General features: G+C 52.1%; 15 protein-coding genes and 2 tRNA genes. 1 reads left to right on the top strand and 16 read right to left on the bottom strand.

From position 1 onward, the window contains the following. Window positions 1-125: 125 nt before the first annotated feature. The 11 genes from DWX59_RS27615 to DWX59_RS27565 all read right to left on the bottom strand — a co-directional run bounded on the left by DWX59_RS27615 (window position 126) and on the right by DWX59_RS27565 (window position 9,595). Window positions 126-214, bottom strand: a tRNA-Ser gene (locus DWX59_RS27615). A gap of 86 nt (window positions 215-300) precedes the next feature. Beyond that, window positions 301-386: transfer RNA gene (locus DWX59_RS27610), tRNA-Ser, on the bottom strand. 155 nt (window positions 387-541) lie between these two features. Further along, window positions 542-1,285: a 2-C-methyl-D-erythritol 4-phosphate cytidylyltransferase gene (gene ispD / locus DWX59_RS27605; protein ID WP_117563359.1), complete on the bottom strand. Its 744-nt coding sequence runs from the start codon at window positions 1,283-1,285 to the stop codon at window positions 542-544. Window positions 1,286-1,299: 14 nt separating this feature from the next. Then, window positions 1,300-2,334 (bottom strand): tRNA (adenosine(37)-N6)-threonylcarbamoyltransferase complex transferase subunit TsaD, encoded by a 1,035-nt coding sequence (gene tsaD / locus DWX59_RS27600; protein WP_117563358.1) that lies wholly within the window; start codon window positions 2,332-2,334, stop codon window positions 1,300-1,302. Window positions 2,335-2,347: 13 nt separating this feature from the next. Continuing rightward, a complete protein-coding gene (locus tag DWX59_RS27595; protein WP_117563357.1) occupies window positions 2,348-3,259 on the bottom strand; it encodes a ribonuclease Z in 912 nt (303 codons plus the stop codon). Window positions 3,260-3,525: 266 nt separating this feature from the next. Then, a complete protein-coding gene (locus DWX59_RS27590; protein ID WP_117563356.1) occupies window positions 3,526-5,235 on the bottom strand; it encodes a vWA domain-containing protein in 1,710 nt (569 codons plus the stop codon). Window positions 5,236-5,365: 130 nt separating this feature from the next. Next, entirely contained in the window at window positions 5,366-5,608 is a 243-nt protein-coding gene (locus tag DWX59_RS27585) for a hypothetical protein (protein ID WP_008726514.1), read from the bottom strand. A 154-nt stretch (window positions 5,609-5,762) separates the two neighbouring features. After that, window positions 5,763-6,212: a ribosomal protein S18-alanine N-acetyltransferase gene (gene rimI / locus DWX59_RS27580; protein WP_117563355.1), complete on the bottom strand. Its 450-nt coding sequence runs from the start codon at window positions 6,210-6,212 to the stop codon at window positions 5,763-5,765. A 28-nt stretch (window positions 6,213-6,240) separates the two neighbouring features. Continuing rightward, window positions 6,241-7,020, bottom strand: a complete 780-nt coding sequence (gene tsaB / locus DWX59_RS27575) for a tRNA (adenosine(37)-N6)-threonylcarbamoyltransferase complex dimerization subunit type 1 TsaB (RefSeq protein WP_117563354.1) — start codon at window positions 7,018-7,020, stop codon at window positions 6,241-6,243. Further along, window positions 7,020-7,448: a tRNA (adenosine(37)-N6)-threonylcarbamoyltransferase complex ATPase subunit type 1 TsaE gene (gene tsaE, locus DWX59_RS27570; RefSeq protein WP_117563353.1), complete on the bottom strand. Its 429-nt coding sequence runs from the start codon at window positions 7,446-7,448 to the stop codon at window positions 7,020-7,022. Before tsaE ends, tsaB begins: the two co-directional genes overlap by 1 nt. A 2-nt stretch (window positions 7,449-7,450) precedes the next feature. Then, window positions 7,451-9,595 carry a Tex family protein gene (locus tag DWX59_RS27565; RefSeq protein WP_117563352.1) on the bottom strand — a complete coding sequence of 715 codons (2,145 nt, stop codon included), beginning with the start codon at window positions 9,593-9,595 and terminating at the stop codon, window positions 7,451-7,453. Window positions 9,596-9,781: 186 nt separating this feature from the next. Here DWX59_RS27565 and DWX59_RS27560 point away from each other — a divergent pair, with 186 nt between their 5' ends. After that, on the top strand, window positions 9,782-10,228 hold the full coding sequence (locus DWX59_RS27560; protein ID WP_180215823.1) for a DUF4190 domain-containing protein: 447 nt from the start codon (window positions 9,782-9,784) through the stop codon (window positions 10,226-10,228). An 8-nt stretch (window positions 10,229-10,236) separates the two neighbouring features. Here the strand turns inward: DWX59_RS27560 and DWX59_RS27555 are convergent, their stop codons facing one another. From DWX59_RS27555 to secA, 5 genes are all read right to left on the bottom strand, one after another. After that, complete coding sequence (locus DWX59_RS27555; RefSeq protein WP_117563350.1) at window positions 10,237-10,596, bottom strand: DUF2752 domain-containing protein; 360 nt, start codon at window positions 10,594-10,596, stop codon at window positions 10,237-10,239. Between the two features lie 15 nt (window positions 10,597-10,611). After that, window positions 10,612-11,853 (bottom strand): homoserine dehydrogenase, encoded by a 1,242-nt coding sequence (locus tag DWX59_RS27550; RefSeq protein ID WP_117563349.1) that lies wholly within the window; start codon window positions 11,851-11,853, stop codon window positions 10,612-10,614. Between the two features lie 71 nt (window positions 11,854-11,924). Continuing rightward, complete coding sequence (locus DWX59_RS27545) at window positions 11,925-12,368, bottom strand: ACT domain-containing protein (protein ID WP_117563348.1); 444 nt, start codon at window positions 12,366-12,368, stop codon at window positions 11,925-11,927. A gap of 325 nt (window positions 12,369-12,693) precedes the next feature. Beyond that, a protein-coding gene (gene prfB, locus DWX59_RS27540) for a peptide chain release factor 2 (RefSeq protein ID WP_117563361.1) occupies window positions 12,694-13,831 on the bottom strand; the annotation gives its coding sequence in 2 pieces (ribosomal slippage) (window positions 12,694-13,755 and window positions 13,757-13,831; 1,137 coding nt in all). Between the two features lie 47 nt (window positions 13,832-13,878). After that, window positions 13,879-16,452 (bottom strand): preprotein translocase subunit SecA, encoded by a 2,574-nt coding sequence (gene secA, locus DWX59_RS27535; RefSeq protein WP_117563347.1) that lies wholly within the window; start codon window positions 16,450-16,452, stop codon window positions 13,879-13,881. Window positions 16,453-16,729 lie beyond the last annotated feature (277 nt).

Below are 16,729 nucleotides of genomic sequence, written 5' to 3'. Positions count from 1 at the left end.
GCCCAAACCAGGCCTTCTGTTTTTTAGAATTTTCAGGGTTTGTGTATTATTCAGTCTTCAATTGTTAAGGTACGGGGCATTTCCACATAGGACAATCTGTCTCGTCCAAAATGTCATATGCCGAACGCAGAAGGAGGGATTTGAACCCTCGCGCCGCTACTAACGACCTACTCCCTTTCCAGGGGAGCCCCTTCAGCCGCTTGGGTACTTCTGCTTGGCTGATTCCTGTGTGCGCTTCTGTTTTAAAAGCATCACACCATTTATTTAATTCCGCAGGCAAATCATAGAATCCGTCTGCAGCGGAGAGAGTGGGATTCGAACCCACGCGCCCTTGCGGACAAACGGTTTTCAAGACCGCCTCGTTATGACCACTTCGATATCTCTCCAAACGTGCTTTTCTATATTACAGAAGATTAGCAGTTTTGTCAAGTGTTTTTTTAAATCTTTTTGAAAAACTTTTTTTCTCTGTTTTTCTGTGCTGCCCTGTTCAGTGGCAACTCGGATAGTCTATCATGTATTTCGACATAAGTCAACACCTTTTTTAACTTTTTTTATTTAACATGGTTTCGGCTATCAAAAGGTCTTCAGGCGTGGTGATTTTTATGTTCTCATAGCTGCCCTGGGTCATGTGGATTTTTACTCCCATCTGGGCTTCCACCACCATTGCGTCGTCCGTCACATTGCTGCAGTCTTTCTTCATCTGACGGGCAAACGCCTCTGCAATCAGGGGCACGGCAAACACCTGGGGCGTCTGCGCCTGCCACACAAGACTGCGCCTGGGGCTGTCCACGATGCAGCTGTCCGTGTCAACCAGTTTGATGGTGTCCTTCACAGGCATCCCCACCACACAGGCTTTCCACCGCACCACATCCTCATATGCCCTGGCTATGATTTCGGGGGTCACAAAGGGGCGGGCGCCGTCATGGATAAATACATACCCTTCCTGTCTTGCCCTGCACCGTGCCTCATCTTCCCACTCTTCCTGGTCCATAATGGTGCAGAGCGCCTTCCATACGCTCTCATACCGCTCCCGGCCGCCGGCCCCTACCGTGGATACCTTGTCCAGACCGTATGCCTCCACGATTTCCTGTTTACAGTATCCAAGATGGCCGGCATCTGTCATCAGGATGATCTCGTCAATCACAGGGGACTCCTGAAAGGCCAGAAGCGCATGGACCACCACCGGCATGCCTCCGATTTCCAGATACTGCTTTGCTGTCCGGGTACCCATCCTGGCCCCTCTGCCAGCTGCCAGCACAACAGCCGTACAATATTGCTTCTCCATGGAATCCGCTCTCCTTACCGTTCACCGAGTTTCAGGTTAGGGACCGCGTTTAAATCCCAGCCTGAGACATTTCCCTTTAAATACTCATAATACGCAGCAGCGCCGATCATGGCCGCATTGTCCGTGCAGAATATGGGCGAGGGATGATAGAACTTTATACCTTCTTTTTTACAGGCTTCCTCCATGGCGCTCCTGAGGGCTGAATTGCTTGCAACACCGCCTGCAATGGCCAGCTTTTTATAACCAAACTCCCGGGCAGCCAGTATGGCCCTGCTTACCAGGGATTCCACCACGGAATTCTGGAATGAGGCCGCCAGGTCGGGCACATTTATCTCCTCGCCAACCATGCGGGCATGGTTGATGTGGTTCAGCACTGCTGATTTAAGGCCGCTGAAGCTGAAATCATAGGGCGAGCCGTCCACCTTGCCCCTGGGAAATTCCATGGCATGGGCATTGCCTTCCCTGGCAGCCTTGTCAACCTTTGGACCGCCCGGATATCCCAGCCCCACGGCCCTGGCCACCTTATCAAATGCCTCGCCTGCAGCGTCATCCCTGGTACGGCCAATGATTTCAAATTCACCGTAGTCCTTTACAATCACCAGATGGGTATGTCCGCCGGATACAATCAGGCACACGAAGGGCGGCTTAAGGTCCGGGTTCTCAATAAAGTTAGCAGATACATGGCCTTCTATATGATGCACTCCAATCAGCGGTTTTTTAGCAGCATAGGCCAGTGCCTTGGCTTCCGCCACTCCCACCAGCAAAGCCCCCACCAGCCCCGGTCCGTAGGTCACACCGATGGCAGTGATCTCCTCAAGGCTTGTCTGCGCCTCTGCCAGCGCCCGCTCTATCACGTAATTCACAGCCTTGATATGCTCCCTGGAAGCAATCTCCGGAACCACGCCTCCATATACGGTATGGGTTGCAATCTGGGACGAAATTACATTGGACAGCACGGTCCTTCCGTTCTTCACCACGGATGCAGCTGTCTCGTCGCAGGAACTTTCTATTGCCAATATTAAAATATCCTCTGAAGTATTTCCAATCATGATCCCATCTCCACTAATCTTCATCAAATTCCAGTTCCAGGGTCCAGCCATCCCTGGCAGCCTTTGCCCGCGGGAAAATGCTGCGCACCTCATCCATATATTCCTCGGGCCTTGTCAGGGAAGGACTGTAATGGGTCAGCCACATCTGCCCAGGCTGCGCATCCCTGGCCAGGGACGCTGCCTCGTAAAAGGTCATATGTTTGTATTCCTTTGCCTTGGCAGCCTTATCCTTTTCACCGTACATGCCCTCACAGATAAAAAGGTCCGCACCAGCTGCATATTCTGCAATCACAGGCACCGGCCTGGTATCCGTACAGTACGTTACCTTCAGTCCCCTCCTGTCAGGTCCCAGCACCATCTTTGGGGTCAGCAGCCTTCCCTCATGTTCAATCTCCTCGCCTTTCTGCAGACGGCTCCAGAACTTTTGCGGGATTGCCCCGGCCCTTGCCCTCTCCACGTCAAACCGCCCGGTACGCGGAATGGAAATGGAATACCCGTAACAGATCACATTGTGGTTTACCCTATAGGCGTCAATCACATATGGGCCGAACTCCATGTGTTCCCTGTTCTCTGTCAGCTCCTTGAACTTCAGCTCAAAGGGCAGCTCCGGCGCAATGGTGCGCAGGGCAGTGACCACCCGCTCTAGCCCCTTGGGGCCAACCAGCGTAAGGGGGTCCATCCGCTCCGCATTGCCCATGGTCAGAAGCAGTCCCGGAAGGCCGCTGATATGGTCTGCATGGTAATGGGTAAAGCAGATGACGTCAATGGGTTTGGGACTCCATCCCTTTTCCTTTAACGCCACCTGGGTGCCCTCTCCGCAGTCAATCAGCAGGTTGCTTCCCCTGCACCTTGCCATCATGGAGGTGAGCCATCTGTATGGAAGAGGCATCATTCCCCCGGTTCCTAATAAACATATATCTAACATATCCGTTCCTCATCTTTTCTTGTCAACTTTGGAAATCATAACACAGATTGTATTGAATAATCAAGAGGAGGCCGGAAAAGTTCTGTAGGATATGGATGAAAATAAAGGGATGCCCCGCTGTCTTCTTATATCCGCGTGCCATGGGCAGCAAAAAACCGGGATGACCGGACCGCCCTTACATGGGCATGCCACGGTCATCCCGGTTCCATTGTTCCATTTATGGGGCGTGCAGATGACGGGAATGAATTTTCAGACAGACCCCGGCGTCAATATCCGGCCGCCCTTTTCACCAGATAAAGAAACTCCCCGCTATAATCGTCTTCCTTTACACGCTTCATATCCTGCAGCCTGCCGATGACCGACCCATAGGATGCATCCCCAGCGTATTCCGAATGTTTTAATAACAGTCCTGTTTCAGCCACGCAGGAAGCAAAGTCCATATCCTCGGGCATCTCGGAGTAGTAGCAGTCATCCTTAACCGGATATTCAAGCAGGCTGCTTTTGTCGGAGTCCGGATCCTTATAGCGGATTTTCACGGTAAGCCATTCATCGTTAAAGGAAGGGGCCTCTGCTGTTTCACGGTCTGATTCATGGTCTGTCCCATCATCTGTTTTATCAGCCGCCGTTCCAGCTGCCTGCTGGTACTTAAGGCTTGGGGACGGCAGCGCATCAGCGGAACCGGCCGGGATGATTTCATAAAGGGCTGTCACCCGGTGGCCGGCGCCGATTTCCCCGCCGTCCTTTGTATCGTCATCAAAGTCCTGGTCAGCCATGACCCGGTTCTCATAACCGATGAGACGGTATCCTTTTACCTTGGCCGGATTAAATTCCACCTGGAACTTAACATCTTTGGCAACCGTGAAAAGGGTTCCTCCCATCTCTTCCACCAGCACCTTCCTGGCCTCAGCCATGCTGTCTATGTAGGCGTATTGTCCGTTTCCGTTATCCGCCAGGGCCTCCATCTTGTTATCCTTGATATTCCCGGTCCCAAATCCCAGGACGGATAAAAACACGCCGCTTTTCCTTTTCTTCTGAATCAGGCGTGTCAGGCCGCCCTCACTGGTGACGCCCACGTTCAGGTCCCCGTCAGTGGCTAGGATGACACGGTTGTTGCCGCCCTTTATGAAATGCTTCTCCGCCAGTTCATATGCGGTCTTAATACCCTTGGAACCCGCCGTGCTTCCTCCTGCCTCAAGGTTTTCAATGGCAGTCATGATCCTGGTCCTGTCACTGCCGGACGCGCCGTCCAGCACAACCTTATCCGATGACGCATAGGTGACAATGGAAACGGAATCCCCGTCCTTCAGGTTCTCTGTCATCGTGAGAAATGCACGTTTGACCAGATCCAGTTTATCCGGGGCATCCATGGATCCGGATACGTCCAGCAGGAATACCAGATTGGAGGCAGGCAGCGCATCCTCATCCAGCTTCTTAGCCTGAAGTCCAATCTGAAGCAGGCTGTGGGGCTGATTCCACGGACATTCCGCCAGCCTGGTGGTTACGGAAAACGGTTCCTGTTCCTTGGGTTCCGGATAATCATAATAGAAATAGTTAAGCATTTCCTCAATGCGCACCGCATCTTCCGGAACCGGGCTTCCTCCCAGAAGCATCCTGCGGATGTTGGCATAGGATGCCGTATCCACATCTGCCCCAAAGGTGGACAGGGGCGCACCTGACACTGCCATGAACGGATTTTCCGGGTTATAGCGGTACTCCTCCGTGTTGTGGGCCACCATCGGGCTTCCTTCACCGTCTTCCGGCATGGAACCGTCATCCATGACCGGACCGGGTACTGCGGCCTCCATGGCAGCCATGGTTTCCGCGGCCTTGGCGGCATAGGTGTTGGCGGCAGGGGGTGGCTGTGCAGCCATGGTTGCCGATGCCTCCCTGCCCGCGCCGGATCCGCAGCCCCACAATACGCCTGCGGCCGCAAAAACCACTGCCGCAAGGCTCATCCATCTGATACATTTTTTCATGATACTTTCCTCCTTTTATGCTGCCCGGGCGGCAGCATTTCTCTGTTGTGATTCCAACATAACAGAAAAAGGAAAGTCCGGCAATAGGCTTAATAAAAGCCTAATCCATTCTTAATAATCCTTAAAATGCCTATAATAATTCAATCTGTTCCTCGGTTTCCACCGGCAGCCTGAAGCCGGAAATCCATTCATCATAACAGTCTTCACATAAGTCAAAATGATGGACCTGTCCGTCTTTTTCGGAAAAATAATCCCATGCATGGTCAATACCGATGGAGCCTTCACGGATGATCCCATGCTCCACAACCAGCTTCTTTCCGCAGCAGTTGCAAAGTACTGCCTCCAGCTGCCCGTTCCTATTGTACCTTTTCATATGAACCCTCGCCTTTCTCTTTCATCATGTCCTCTCATCCATCCCCTTTATCCTCCATAAGACGAACACTGCGTGCTCAATGCAAAATGAAGAGGAATGTCCGATTCCTCTCCATTATATACACAAAATATACATATTTTAAGTGGAAATTGTTTCATATTCCCCTGTTCCACATGATGATTGCATCCTCGGGCGGATTACGGTAATACCCCCTTCGCAGGGCCTCCTGCCTGAAACCATAGGATTCATAAAGCTTTCTGGCTCCGGTGTTGCCCTCGCGGACCTCCAGGGCAATGGAACGCACCCCCCTTGCTCTGGAAAAAGTGACCATGGCGTCCATGAGTTTCCTTGCGATTCCCTGCCTGCGGTAACCGGGCAGGACGGCAATCCGCTGTATCTCGCCTTCATCTGCCAGTATCCTTATGATACTGTATCCAAGAACCTGACCGTGGTCCTCGTAAACAAAGTACGTGTCCAGCCTGCTGTCCAGGCCGGAACGAAGCAGGCCCTCTGACCATTTTTCCGAAAAGCAAACCTGCTCCAGGCCGGTCACAGCCTCTATGTCCCGGGCAGTCATGGGGCGCACCCCTCTGATTAACTCCATACACCAATCCTCACTGCATAATTTTAAATCAATAGTCGCCCGGCAGCTTGGCAGCAGCCCCCTTGGCGGAAAGCTCCGCCTCACGCTGGCGTTCTGCCTGGGGTTTCCTCAGATAATCCGGGGCAAAATCAGCCGCGCCCACAAGACGGGCGCCGCAGTAATCCCCGGCTCCAGTCCCGCACCCGCTGCTGCCTGCTTCCGCAAGCGCCGTCATTCCCAGGACCGCCACGCAGGACGCCCTCTGCCGGTTCATCTGCGCCGGTGCAAATCCATAGCTTACCTGCATTTCCTCTTCAATGATGCTTCTGTACACAGGCACGCCGTCCCCCAGAAATATGACCCGCTCCCCTCTCCCGTTCAGGAGACGGGCCAGCTCCCTCATATCCATGGGACACTGCTCCATCAGCACCTCAAGGCCGTGCTCCACATGATAAAGCCCGGTATATACCTGGCTTCTCTTAGCATCCATGATCGGGCACACAAGGCCTGACGCCCCCCACATATTATATGCCATGGCATCCACGGTAGGAACATGTACCAAAGGCTTTTTAAGGGCCAGTCCCAGTCCCTTGGCAGTGGCTGCGCCGATGCGCAGGCCGGTAAAGGAACCAGGCCCCCCCGCCACGGCAATGGCGTCAATGGTATCCAGGTCCAGGTCCAGCAGCTTTACGATCTCATCCAGCATGGGCAGGAGCGTCTGGGAATGGGTCTTCTTGAAATCTACCGTGTATTCGGCTGTCATTATATCATCCGTTACCAGGGCCACGCTGGCAACCAGGGATGAACTTTCAATTCCTAATACTCTCATCACGTCTCCTCCACTGAAATCCGCCTGTAATCAAACCCATGTTCCAGGTTCTTCTCAATGGCTACTTTCGTCACATGCTCAGGAAGAATCTCTTCAATCAGCCCGGACCACTCAATCAGGCACACGCCGTCCCCGAAAAAGCAGTCCTCATAGCCGATTTCATCCATCTCACTGATATCGCCGATGCGGTAAACATCAAAATGATACAGGGGCAGCCGTCCTTCCCCATACTGCTGGACAATGGTAAAGGTAGGGCTGTTCACCGGCCCCTCAATCCCAAGGCCGGCCGCAAACCCCTGGGTAAATACGGTCTTGCCCACACCCAGGTCGCCGTTCAGGCAGATGACCTGGCCCGGCACGGCTTCCTCCCCCATCTTCTTACCCAGCTCATATGTCTCCTCTGGTTTCCATGTTTCAAACACTGTCATGACTAAATTCCTTTCATGGTAAGGGCAATCCTTTTCTTTGCCAGATCCACGCTGATGATCTTTACTTCCACAATATCCCCCACGCTTACCGCCTCCAGCGGATGCTTGATATACTTGTCGGTCAGCTGTGAGATATGTACCAGGCCGTCCTGGTGCACGCCGATGTCCACAAAGGCGCCAAAGTCAATTACATTGCGCACCGTCCCCTTAAGGACCATGCCCGGCTTTAAATCCTTCATTTCAAGGATATCGCTTCTGAGAATCGGCTTTGGCATCTCATCCCTTGGGTCCCTGGCAGGCTTTTCCAGTTCCCCCGCAATATCGCGCAGGGTAATCTCACCCACTTCCAGCTCGGACGCCATTTTCCTGTAATCAACAATCTTTTTGCCGATTCCTTTGATTCCTCCCTGGCCCAGTTCAGAAAGGTCATATCCCAGCCGGGTCAGAAGCTTTCTGGCCGCCTCATAACTCTCAGGATGCACACTGGTGCCGTCCAGGGGATTTTCCCCGCCCGTAATCCTCATAAAACCAGCGCACTGTTCAAATGCCTTAGGTCCAAGCTTGGCAACCTTTAACAGCTGCTTCCTGTTCTTAAACGCCCCGTTCTCCTCCCTGTAGGCAACAATGTTCTTAGCCAGGGCCTTATTGATGCCGGATACGTATTCAAGCAGGGATGCGGATGCAGTATTCAGGTCCACGCCCACCTTGTTCACGCAGTCCTCCACCACGCCTTCCAAGGCCGCGCCCAGGTGCTTCTGGTTCATGTCATGCTGGTACTGTCCCACGCCAATGGACTTGGGGTCAATCTTTACCAGCTCTGACAGCGGGTCCTGAAGGCGTCTGGCAATGGATACGGCGCTGCGCTGGCCCACGTCAAAATTAGGGAACTCCTCCGTGGCAAGCTTGCTGGCGGAATATACGGATGCGCCTGCCTCATTAACAATCACATACTGCACCGGCTCCTTGATTTCTTTTAAAAGGTCCACGATGATCTGCTCGGATTCCCTGGAGGCCGTTCCATTTCCAACAGAAATCAGGGAAATGTTATATTTTTTAATAAAATCCTTTAATATCTTCTTGGATTCCGCCACCTTGTTCTGGGGCGCCGTGGGATAAATCACCACTGTATCCAGCACTTTTCCCGTGCCGTCCACAACAGCCAGCTTACAGCCCGTACGGAAGGCCGGGTCCCATCCAAGGACAACCCGTCCCACAATGGGAGGCTGCATCAGCAGCTGTTCCAGATTCTTGCCAAATACCTTAATCGCGCCTTCCTCTGCCCGTTCCGTCAGCCCGCTGCGGATTTCACGCTCAATGGACGGGCCGATGAGCCTTTGATAGCTGTCGGCCGCAGCCTCCTTCAGCACAGGCGTGGTATGGGGGTTGTCCCTTACAATGGTCTGCTTCTCAAGGTACATGAGTATCTGGTCTTCCGGGGCCGCAATCTTGACCGTAAGTATCTTCTCATTCTCCCCGCGGTTCAGCGCCAGGATCCTGTGTCCGGCGCACTTTTTAACCGGCTCCTCATAATTATAGTACATCTCATACACGGACTGGGCCTTCTCATCCTTGGCCGAGGACTGGACCACGCCCTTGTTCATGGTTGCATTCCTGATATAAGTGCGGTACTCCGCATTGTCCGAGATGCGCTCTGCCAGGATATCCTTGGCCCCCTGGATGGCATCTTCCGCGGTTTCCACGCCCTTTTCCTGGGAAATGTAGGCAGCGGCCGCCTGCAGCAAAGGCTCCTTCACCATCTGCATGCTGATTAAATCCGCCAATGGCTCCAGGCCCTTTTCCTTTGCAATCATGGCCCTGGTCCGGCGCTTTGGCTTATAGGGCCTGTATAAATCCTCCACAGCCACCAGGGTCTGTGCATCCCTGATACTGCGCTCCAGTTCAGGCGTCAGCTTCTCCTGCTCTGCAATGGATGCGATGACCTGGTTCTTGCGTTCTTCCAGGTTACGCAGATATTTTAACCGTTCATCCAGATTGCGCAGGACCTCATCGTCCAGGGAGCCTGTGGCTTCCTTACGGTATCTGGCAATAAAGGGAATGGTGTTGCCTTCATCAATCAGCTTTACAGCTGCCTCTGCCTGGTGGCGGCCAATATTCAGTTCTTCCGCCAGTTTCTTAATAATGTCCATGGGTAATCCTCACCTATCTGTAATCTAACTAACTTATATATTATAGTTCATCCCTTCTTCTTATGCAAGTTCTGTTACAATGGAATTGTCTTCATCTGGACACAGCGCTTAATTCGTGATAAAATAAGCAGGATAACTACAGAAAAACTACCGTAAGGACTTAAAGAAAGGTATCTGTTCAGAATTATGAATGAAACTTATAATAGCCAAAACCCCAACACCGGCAAACAGCCCAGGAATCCCAAGGAATCCACTTCCTCAGAGCGCCTGGCAACCTGCTCCATGATAGCAGGAATCACAGGGATGATCTGCAGCTTCTTTTATTTTCCGGTATCCCTTGTCAGCGGCAGCAACACGCCTACCGGGATGATCTGCGGCATCATCGGCATCGTCCTTGCCATCATGTCAAGGAATGCGGATGTCAGCGGCAGGAAAAGCTTCAATGCCCGTGCAATCACCGGCATTGTGCTCAGCGGCCTTGCCATTGCGCTTACCTTCTTCTTTTTCTACCTGCTGGGATGTTACTATGAAATCCTCAGCGACCCTGTGATGGGACCTAAATTCAACGAATACATCAACCGCATCCAGCAGCAGATGCACCTGTCCGGCGGTTCCTCCTGGATCCATCTCTGATTGGGATTTCATCCCCATGCCGGCAGCAGGTCAATGCCAAAGAATACCAGCAGCACATTCTTGCCTATCCAGTTGACCACGATAATCCCTGCCGCTATATACACAAACAGTGTTTCATGCCCCAGATACCATCTGGGGTTTTTTGCTGCCTTTGATATGGCAAGGCTCAAAAGTTCCACGGTCAGCACTGCCGCCGTATAAAGGACCAGGGGATGATACTGGAAGCTCAGTCTCAGGTTCCCGGCCGCCATGGCCCGCACCGCCCTTGTACCGCCGCAGCCCGGGCAGTACAGTCCGGTTAAAAGATGAAACAGGCAGGGAAAACCCTGCCTTGTCATCCGTGTCATCCATTCAATGATTTCTGTCATATATTCCCGTACCCTCTACAGCATTGCCCGGATCATCTGTTTAATCCCATATTCAGACCTGGCCTGTTCAGCACTGTCATATGCGGTTGCCGCTGCCCTAAATTCCCCTTCTGACATCTCAGATGTAAGCACTGCGAACTCATCCATGCCGTAGAGCTCCACAACCTCCACCTTGCCAAAGGCCCGCTTCACATCCTGCTCCTTGTTGCGGCAGGAACCAGCCACACGGACAAAATAGCGGAACCTTGCCTGGTCCATGGATTCAATGGCCTGCTTTTCACCGGACCAGCCAATGGCCAGGTTGTGGTCCAGGTTCTGGGCAGCTTCAATGATGTCCGCCACCACTGCGCTGGCAGTGGGAAGCTTTCCGGCGCCGCTTCCGTAGAACATGGAAACCCCCAGCATGTTGCCCTTAACCATAATCCCGTTAAACACATCATTGACAGAATAAAGCGGGTTATTCTTCTGGATCATCACAGGAGCCACAAATGCATTCACCTTGCCGTCCTTGATGCGGCTGGTGCCGAAAAGCTTTATCGAGGTCCCCATCTTTTCCGCGTACTTAAAGTCAATATCCGTAATGCGGGTAATCCCTTCTGTGTAGATATCCTCATAATCCACTTCCCTGCCCGTTGCCATGGCAGTAAGGATAGCTATCTTACGGCAGGTGTCATGGCCTTCCACGTCAGCTTCCGGGTTGCGCTCCGCATACCCCAGGTTCTGCGCTTCCTTTAACGCATTTTCAAATGACTCACCCTCTTTATCCATCTTGGTCAGGATAAAGTTGGTTGTGCCGTTCAGGATTCCCGTAATCTCTTCAATCCTCTCCCCCATCAGGCACCGGTACATGGGCCGGATGATTGGGATGCCGCCGCCCACGCTTGCTTCAAACAGGAAATTCACGCCTTTTTCCCTGGCAATGGCCAAAAGCTCGGTTCCATAGGCAGCCACCAGGGCCTTGTTGGATGTGGCCACATGCTTTCCAGCCAGAAGGCAGGCCTTGACAAACGGATAGGCCGGGTTCAGCCCGCCCATGGCCTCCACCACGATCCTTACCTCCTCGTCCTGCTCTATCACCTTGAAATCATGGACAATCCTGTCTGCCACAGGGCTGTCCGGGAACTCCCTCAGGTCCAGCACATATTTTAACTCCACTTCCTGGCCCACCTGTTTTGCAATCACGTCCTTGTTCTGTTCCAATACCTCTGCCACGCCGGAACCGATTGTTCCATATCCCATTATTGCTGTCTTAATCATAATCCTTACGCTCCCTGTGTCTTATTTTCATTGCCGTGCCGCCGGCACCATATCTGTTCATTCCCGATTGCCTATTCCCTGGCAAGGATCTTAACGTAATGTATCCCCTCCAGCTCCTCCAGTTCATCAATCATGCTGGACACATTGCCCGTGTTGTCCCTGACTTCCACGCTCAGGGTAAGGGTGGCCACGCCGTTAACCGGAATACTCTGATGGATAGTAAGGATATTCGCCCTGTACACAGCCACCACGTGAAGCAGATCGCTGAGAAGCCCCTGTTCGTCATCCATCTGTACCACCAGGGTAATGGTCTTGCCTTTGGTATTGTCATAAAACGGGAAAATGTCATCCTTATATTTATAAAAGGAACTGCGGCTGATCCCCACCTTATCCGTTGCCTCCTGCACCGTAATGGCCCGCTCTGTCTCCAGAAGCTTCTTGGCCTCCACCACTTTTAAGAGGACCTCCGGCACCGCCTTCTGCTTTACCACAAAGTATTTGCTTTTGTCTTCCATTCTTTAATCCTTTCATAGGTCCGCATTCATGTCCGCATTAGGAATACATCTGTACTCACGAGGAAGATATTAGCACAATTCCATTGAAAATGCAACCACTTTTTATGCCATGCTTCCGGTAGCAGCAGGAAATCAGGCGGAACCCGGACCAAACACTCCAGCTGCTTTCTTGACAGCAATCTGAAAACCGCTGCTTAAACGGAAATCATCCATTCCCCGAACCATACTTCTGGCCGTATTCTTAGGCCTGCTGATGGGATAAATACAAAAAAACAGGCCTGAATCACTCAATACTCCAGGCCTGTTCATGATTGTTCCTAATCCATTAATCCTCTGTCACCGCATTCTTATCCGGGCATCCCAAACTCATCCACCGCAGATATGCACTGATAAATGAATCAATGTTTCCGTCCAATACCGCATCCACATTGCCGCTCTCCTCGCCGGTCCGGTGGTCTTTGACCATGGTATATGGCTGGAGTACATAGGAACGGATCTGGCTTCCCCATCCATTGTCCTTTACATCTCCCCGGATACCGGCAGCCTTGGCAGCCTGCTCCTCCTGCTTGAGCAGGAACAGCTTGGACTTAAGCATCTGCATGGCCTTATCCTTGTTCTGGAACTGGGACCTCTCATTCTGGCAGGTAACCACGGTTCCGCTGGGGAAATGGGTGATACGGATGGCGGATGAGGTTTTGTTAATATGCTGTCCGCCTGCACCGCTGGAACGGTAGGTGTCGATACGGATGTCATCCGGGTTAATCTCTATGTCAATATCTTCCTGTATATCCGGCATGATATCGCAGGATACAAAGGAGGTCTGGCGCTTTCCGGCCGCATTAAAGGGCGATATGCGGACCAGGCGGTGCACACCGTGCTCAGAGCGCAGATAACCATAGGCATTTTCCCCGTTAATCTGCACCGTAACCGACTTGATACCGGCCTCATCCCCGTCCAGGAAATCCAGCACCTCTGTCTTAAATCCTTTTTTCTCTGCCCAGCGGCAGTACATGCGGTAAAGCATGCTGCACCAGTCACAGGACTCCGTGCCGCCTGCCCCTGCATTAAGACGCAGTATGGCGTTGTTGCTGTCATATTCGCCGGACAGAAGAAGCTTCATGCGCATCTTCTCAAGGGTGTCGGAAAAATGGCCCAGCATCTCTTCAATCTCCGGAATCAGGGAGGCGTCATTTTCCTCATATCCCATCTGGATCATGACCTGGATGTCCTCATACTCCTGCTCCAGCTCCCTAAACGTCTCCACTTCATCCTTCAGGTTCTTGGCTTCCCTGACCATCCTTGTGGACTTCTCAGGGTTATCCCAGAATCCCGGCTCTTCCATGGATTTATCTAATTCATCGATTCGTCTGACCTTGTTATCCAGGTCAAAGTGAATCCCTCACTTCCACTAATGGTTTGTCATACGTTGATAACGTATATTTAAAATTATCTAACTCTACCACAGCTTCACCCGCTTTCATTTTATATTTCATCCCGGTATCCCGGTCAGTTATTTAATCCTTCCATGGCACTGCTTATACTTCTTGCCTGAACCACATGGACATGGATCGTTTGGATAAATCTTCTGCTCCGCCCGCTTCTTCGGCGCGCTGGCAAGGGAGGTATCCTTGTTGGTACCTGTTACCTTGGCAGCCGGCTCACGCTCCACCTTCTGCTCAACCCGGATGTGGAACAGGATGCGCACGGTCTCTTCCTGTACGGCAGCCATCATGGCCTCGTACATCTCATAACCCTGCATCTTATATTCAACAACCGGATCCCTCTGGCCGTAAGCCTGAAGTCCGATACCCTCGCGCAGGGCGTCCATATCATCCAGATGGGCCATCCACTTGTTATCAATTACCTTAAGCAGGACAACGCGCTCAATCTCACGGATCTGCTCAGGCTCAGGGAATTCAGCTTCTTTTGTCTCGTAAAGCTTGATTGCCTCTTCCTTCAGGTTATGCTTTAACTCGTTCTTCTTCATGGACTTCTTCTGGTCTTCGCTCAGGATGACCGGCTTCAGCGGAATAACAGGAAGAAGAAGGTTGTTCAGTTCCTTAAGATCCCATTTATCCGGGGTCTGGTCATCGGAAACAGACATATCCACTGCGTTCTCAACAATATCCGTAATCATCTTAAGGATAAGGTCGCGCATGTTGTCGCCGTCCAGGACCTTACGGCGCTCAGCGTAAATGACCTCACGCTGTTCATTGTTCACTTCATCGAATTTAAGCAGCTGCTCACGGATACCGAAGTTGTTGCTCTCTATCTTCATCTGCGCTTTCTCAATTGCATTGGAAAGCATCTTGTGCTCAATCTGCTCACCCTCCGGCACGCCCATTGCCTCAAACATGGCCATGAGGCGGTCAGAACCAAAGAGCCTTAAAAGGTCATCCTCCAGGGACAGGTAGAACCTGGACTCACCCGGGTCTCCCTGACGGCCGGAACGACCGCGCAGCTGGTTGTCAATACGGCGTGATTCATGGCGCTCCGTACCGATGATCTTCAGGCCCCCCAGTTCCTTGGACTCCTCATCCAGCTTAATATCCGTACCACGGCCTGCCATGTTGGTGGCAATGGTTACGGAGCCGTGGATACCTGCATCCGCTACAATCTCAGCCTCCAGCTCATGGAACTTGGCATTCAGCACCTTGTGGGGAATCCCGCGCTTATTCAGCATCTTGCTGAGCAGTTCGGAAGTCTCAATGGCAATGGTGCCCACCAGGACAGGCTGTCCCTTCTCATGGGCCTTTGCAACCTCCTCCACAACCGCTTTGTACTTTTCCTTCTTGGTCTTATATACTGCATCATCCAAATCCTTACGGACCATAGGCCGGTTGGTAGGGATGGCGATGACGTCCATTCCGTAAATGTTACGGAACTCCTTTTCCTCTGTCAGGGCAGTACCTGTCATACCCGACTTCTTGGTATATTTATTAAAGAAGTTCTGGAAGGTAACAGTAGCCAGGGTACGGCTCTCACGGCGCACGTTCACATGCTCCTTGGCCTCAATGGCCTGATGGAGTCCGTCTGAATAGCGACGGCCGGGCATGATACGTCCTGTAAATTCATCAACAATCAGGACCTCATCATCCTTTACAACATAATCCTTATCACGGAACATCAGGTTGTTGGCGCGCAGGGCCAGGATGATATTATGCTGGATTTCAAGGTTCTCAGGATCAGCCAGGTTCTCAATGTGGAAGAACTCCTCCACCTTCCGGACGCCCTGCTCGGTCAGGTTCACCACCTTATCCTTTTCATCCACAACAAAATCCCCGGTCTCCTCAATCTCCTCACCCATGATGGCGTCAATCTTGGAAAATTCCTTGGATACGGTTCCGCGCTCCAGCTGGCGCGCCAGCACGTCACATACCTCATACAGTTTGGTGGACTTGCCGCTCTGGCCGGAAATGATAAGAGGCGTCCTGGCCTCATCAATCAGCACCGAGTCAACCTCATCGATGATGGCGTAATCCAGGTCGCGAAGGACCAGCTGTTCCTTATAGATAGCCATGTTGTCACGCAGATAGTCAAACCCCAGCTCATTGTTGGTAACATATGTGATATCGCACGCATATGCTTCCTTACGCTGCTCACTGGTCATGTCATTCAGAACAACGCCCACGGTCAGTCCCAGGAAACGGTGCACCTGGCCCATCCACTCAGCATCACGCTTTGCCAGATAATCGTTGACCGTTACAATCTGCACACCCTTGCCGCCCAGCGCGTTCAGGTAGGCAGGACAGGTGGATACCAGCGTCTTGCCTTCACCAGTACGCATCTCAGCTATACGGCCCTGGTGAAGCACGATGCCGCCAATGAGCTGTACAGGGAAATGCTCCATATTCAGGGTTCTTTTTGCCGCCTCACGGACAGTGGCAAATGCCTCCGGCAAAATGTCATCCAGTGTTTCGCCCCCAGCCAGTCTTTCCTTAAGGATCCTGGTCTGGTCGCGCAGTTCCTCATCTGATTTGGCCATCATATCCGTGCGCATGCTTTCAATCTTTGCCACAATCGGCCTTATCATCTTCAGTTCTCTTTCACTGTGAGTCCCGAACACCTTTTCAATTACGTTCATGGTATACTCTCCTAACTTCTTCCTTAATTTCCCACGATGTGATTTTATCGTGGGCTTTCCTTTACTTCCCGCGATATGGCTTTATCGCGGGCTTTCCTTATATAACAGAAAATCCTTTTCAACCAGCGTCTGTATCTGCACCACCTGTCAGGGCAGTTCTTCCTGGACCTGGCACTGCCTTGCAATACTTATATTATCTGCCCGCTGATTCCAGTCTATTCCTTTACAATCCACGATACTCCCATCATGGACCTGGCGGCCCTTCCCACAACGCTTT

Source organism: Enterocloster aldenensis (genome assembly GCF_003434055.1).
Classification (GTDB): Bacteria; Bacillota; Clostridia; order Lachnospirales; family Lachnospiraceae; genus Enterocloster; species Enterocloster aldenensis.
The sequence above is the reverse complement of the archived record's forward strand: the minus strand, read 5'-3'. Positions and strand labels throughout refer to the sequence as shown.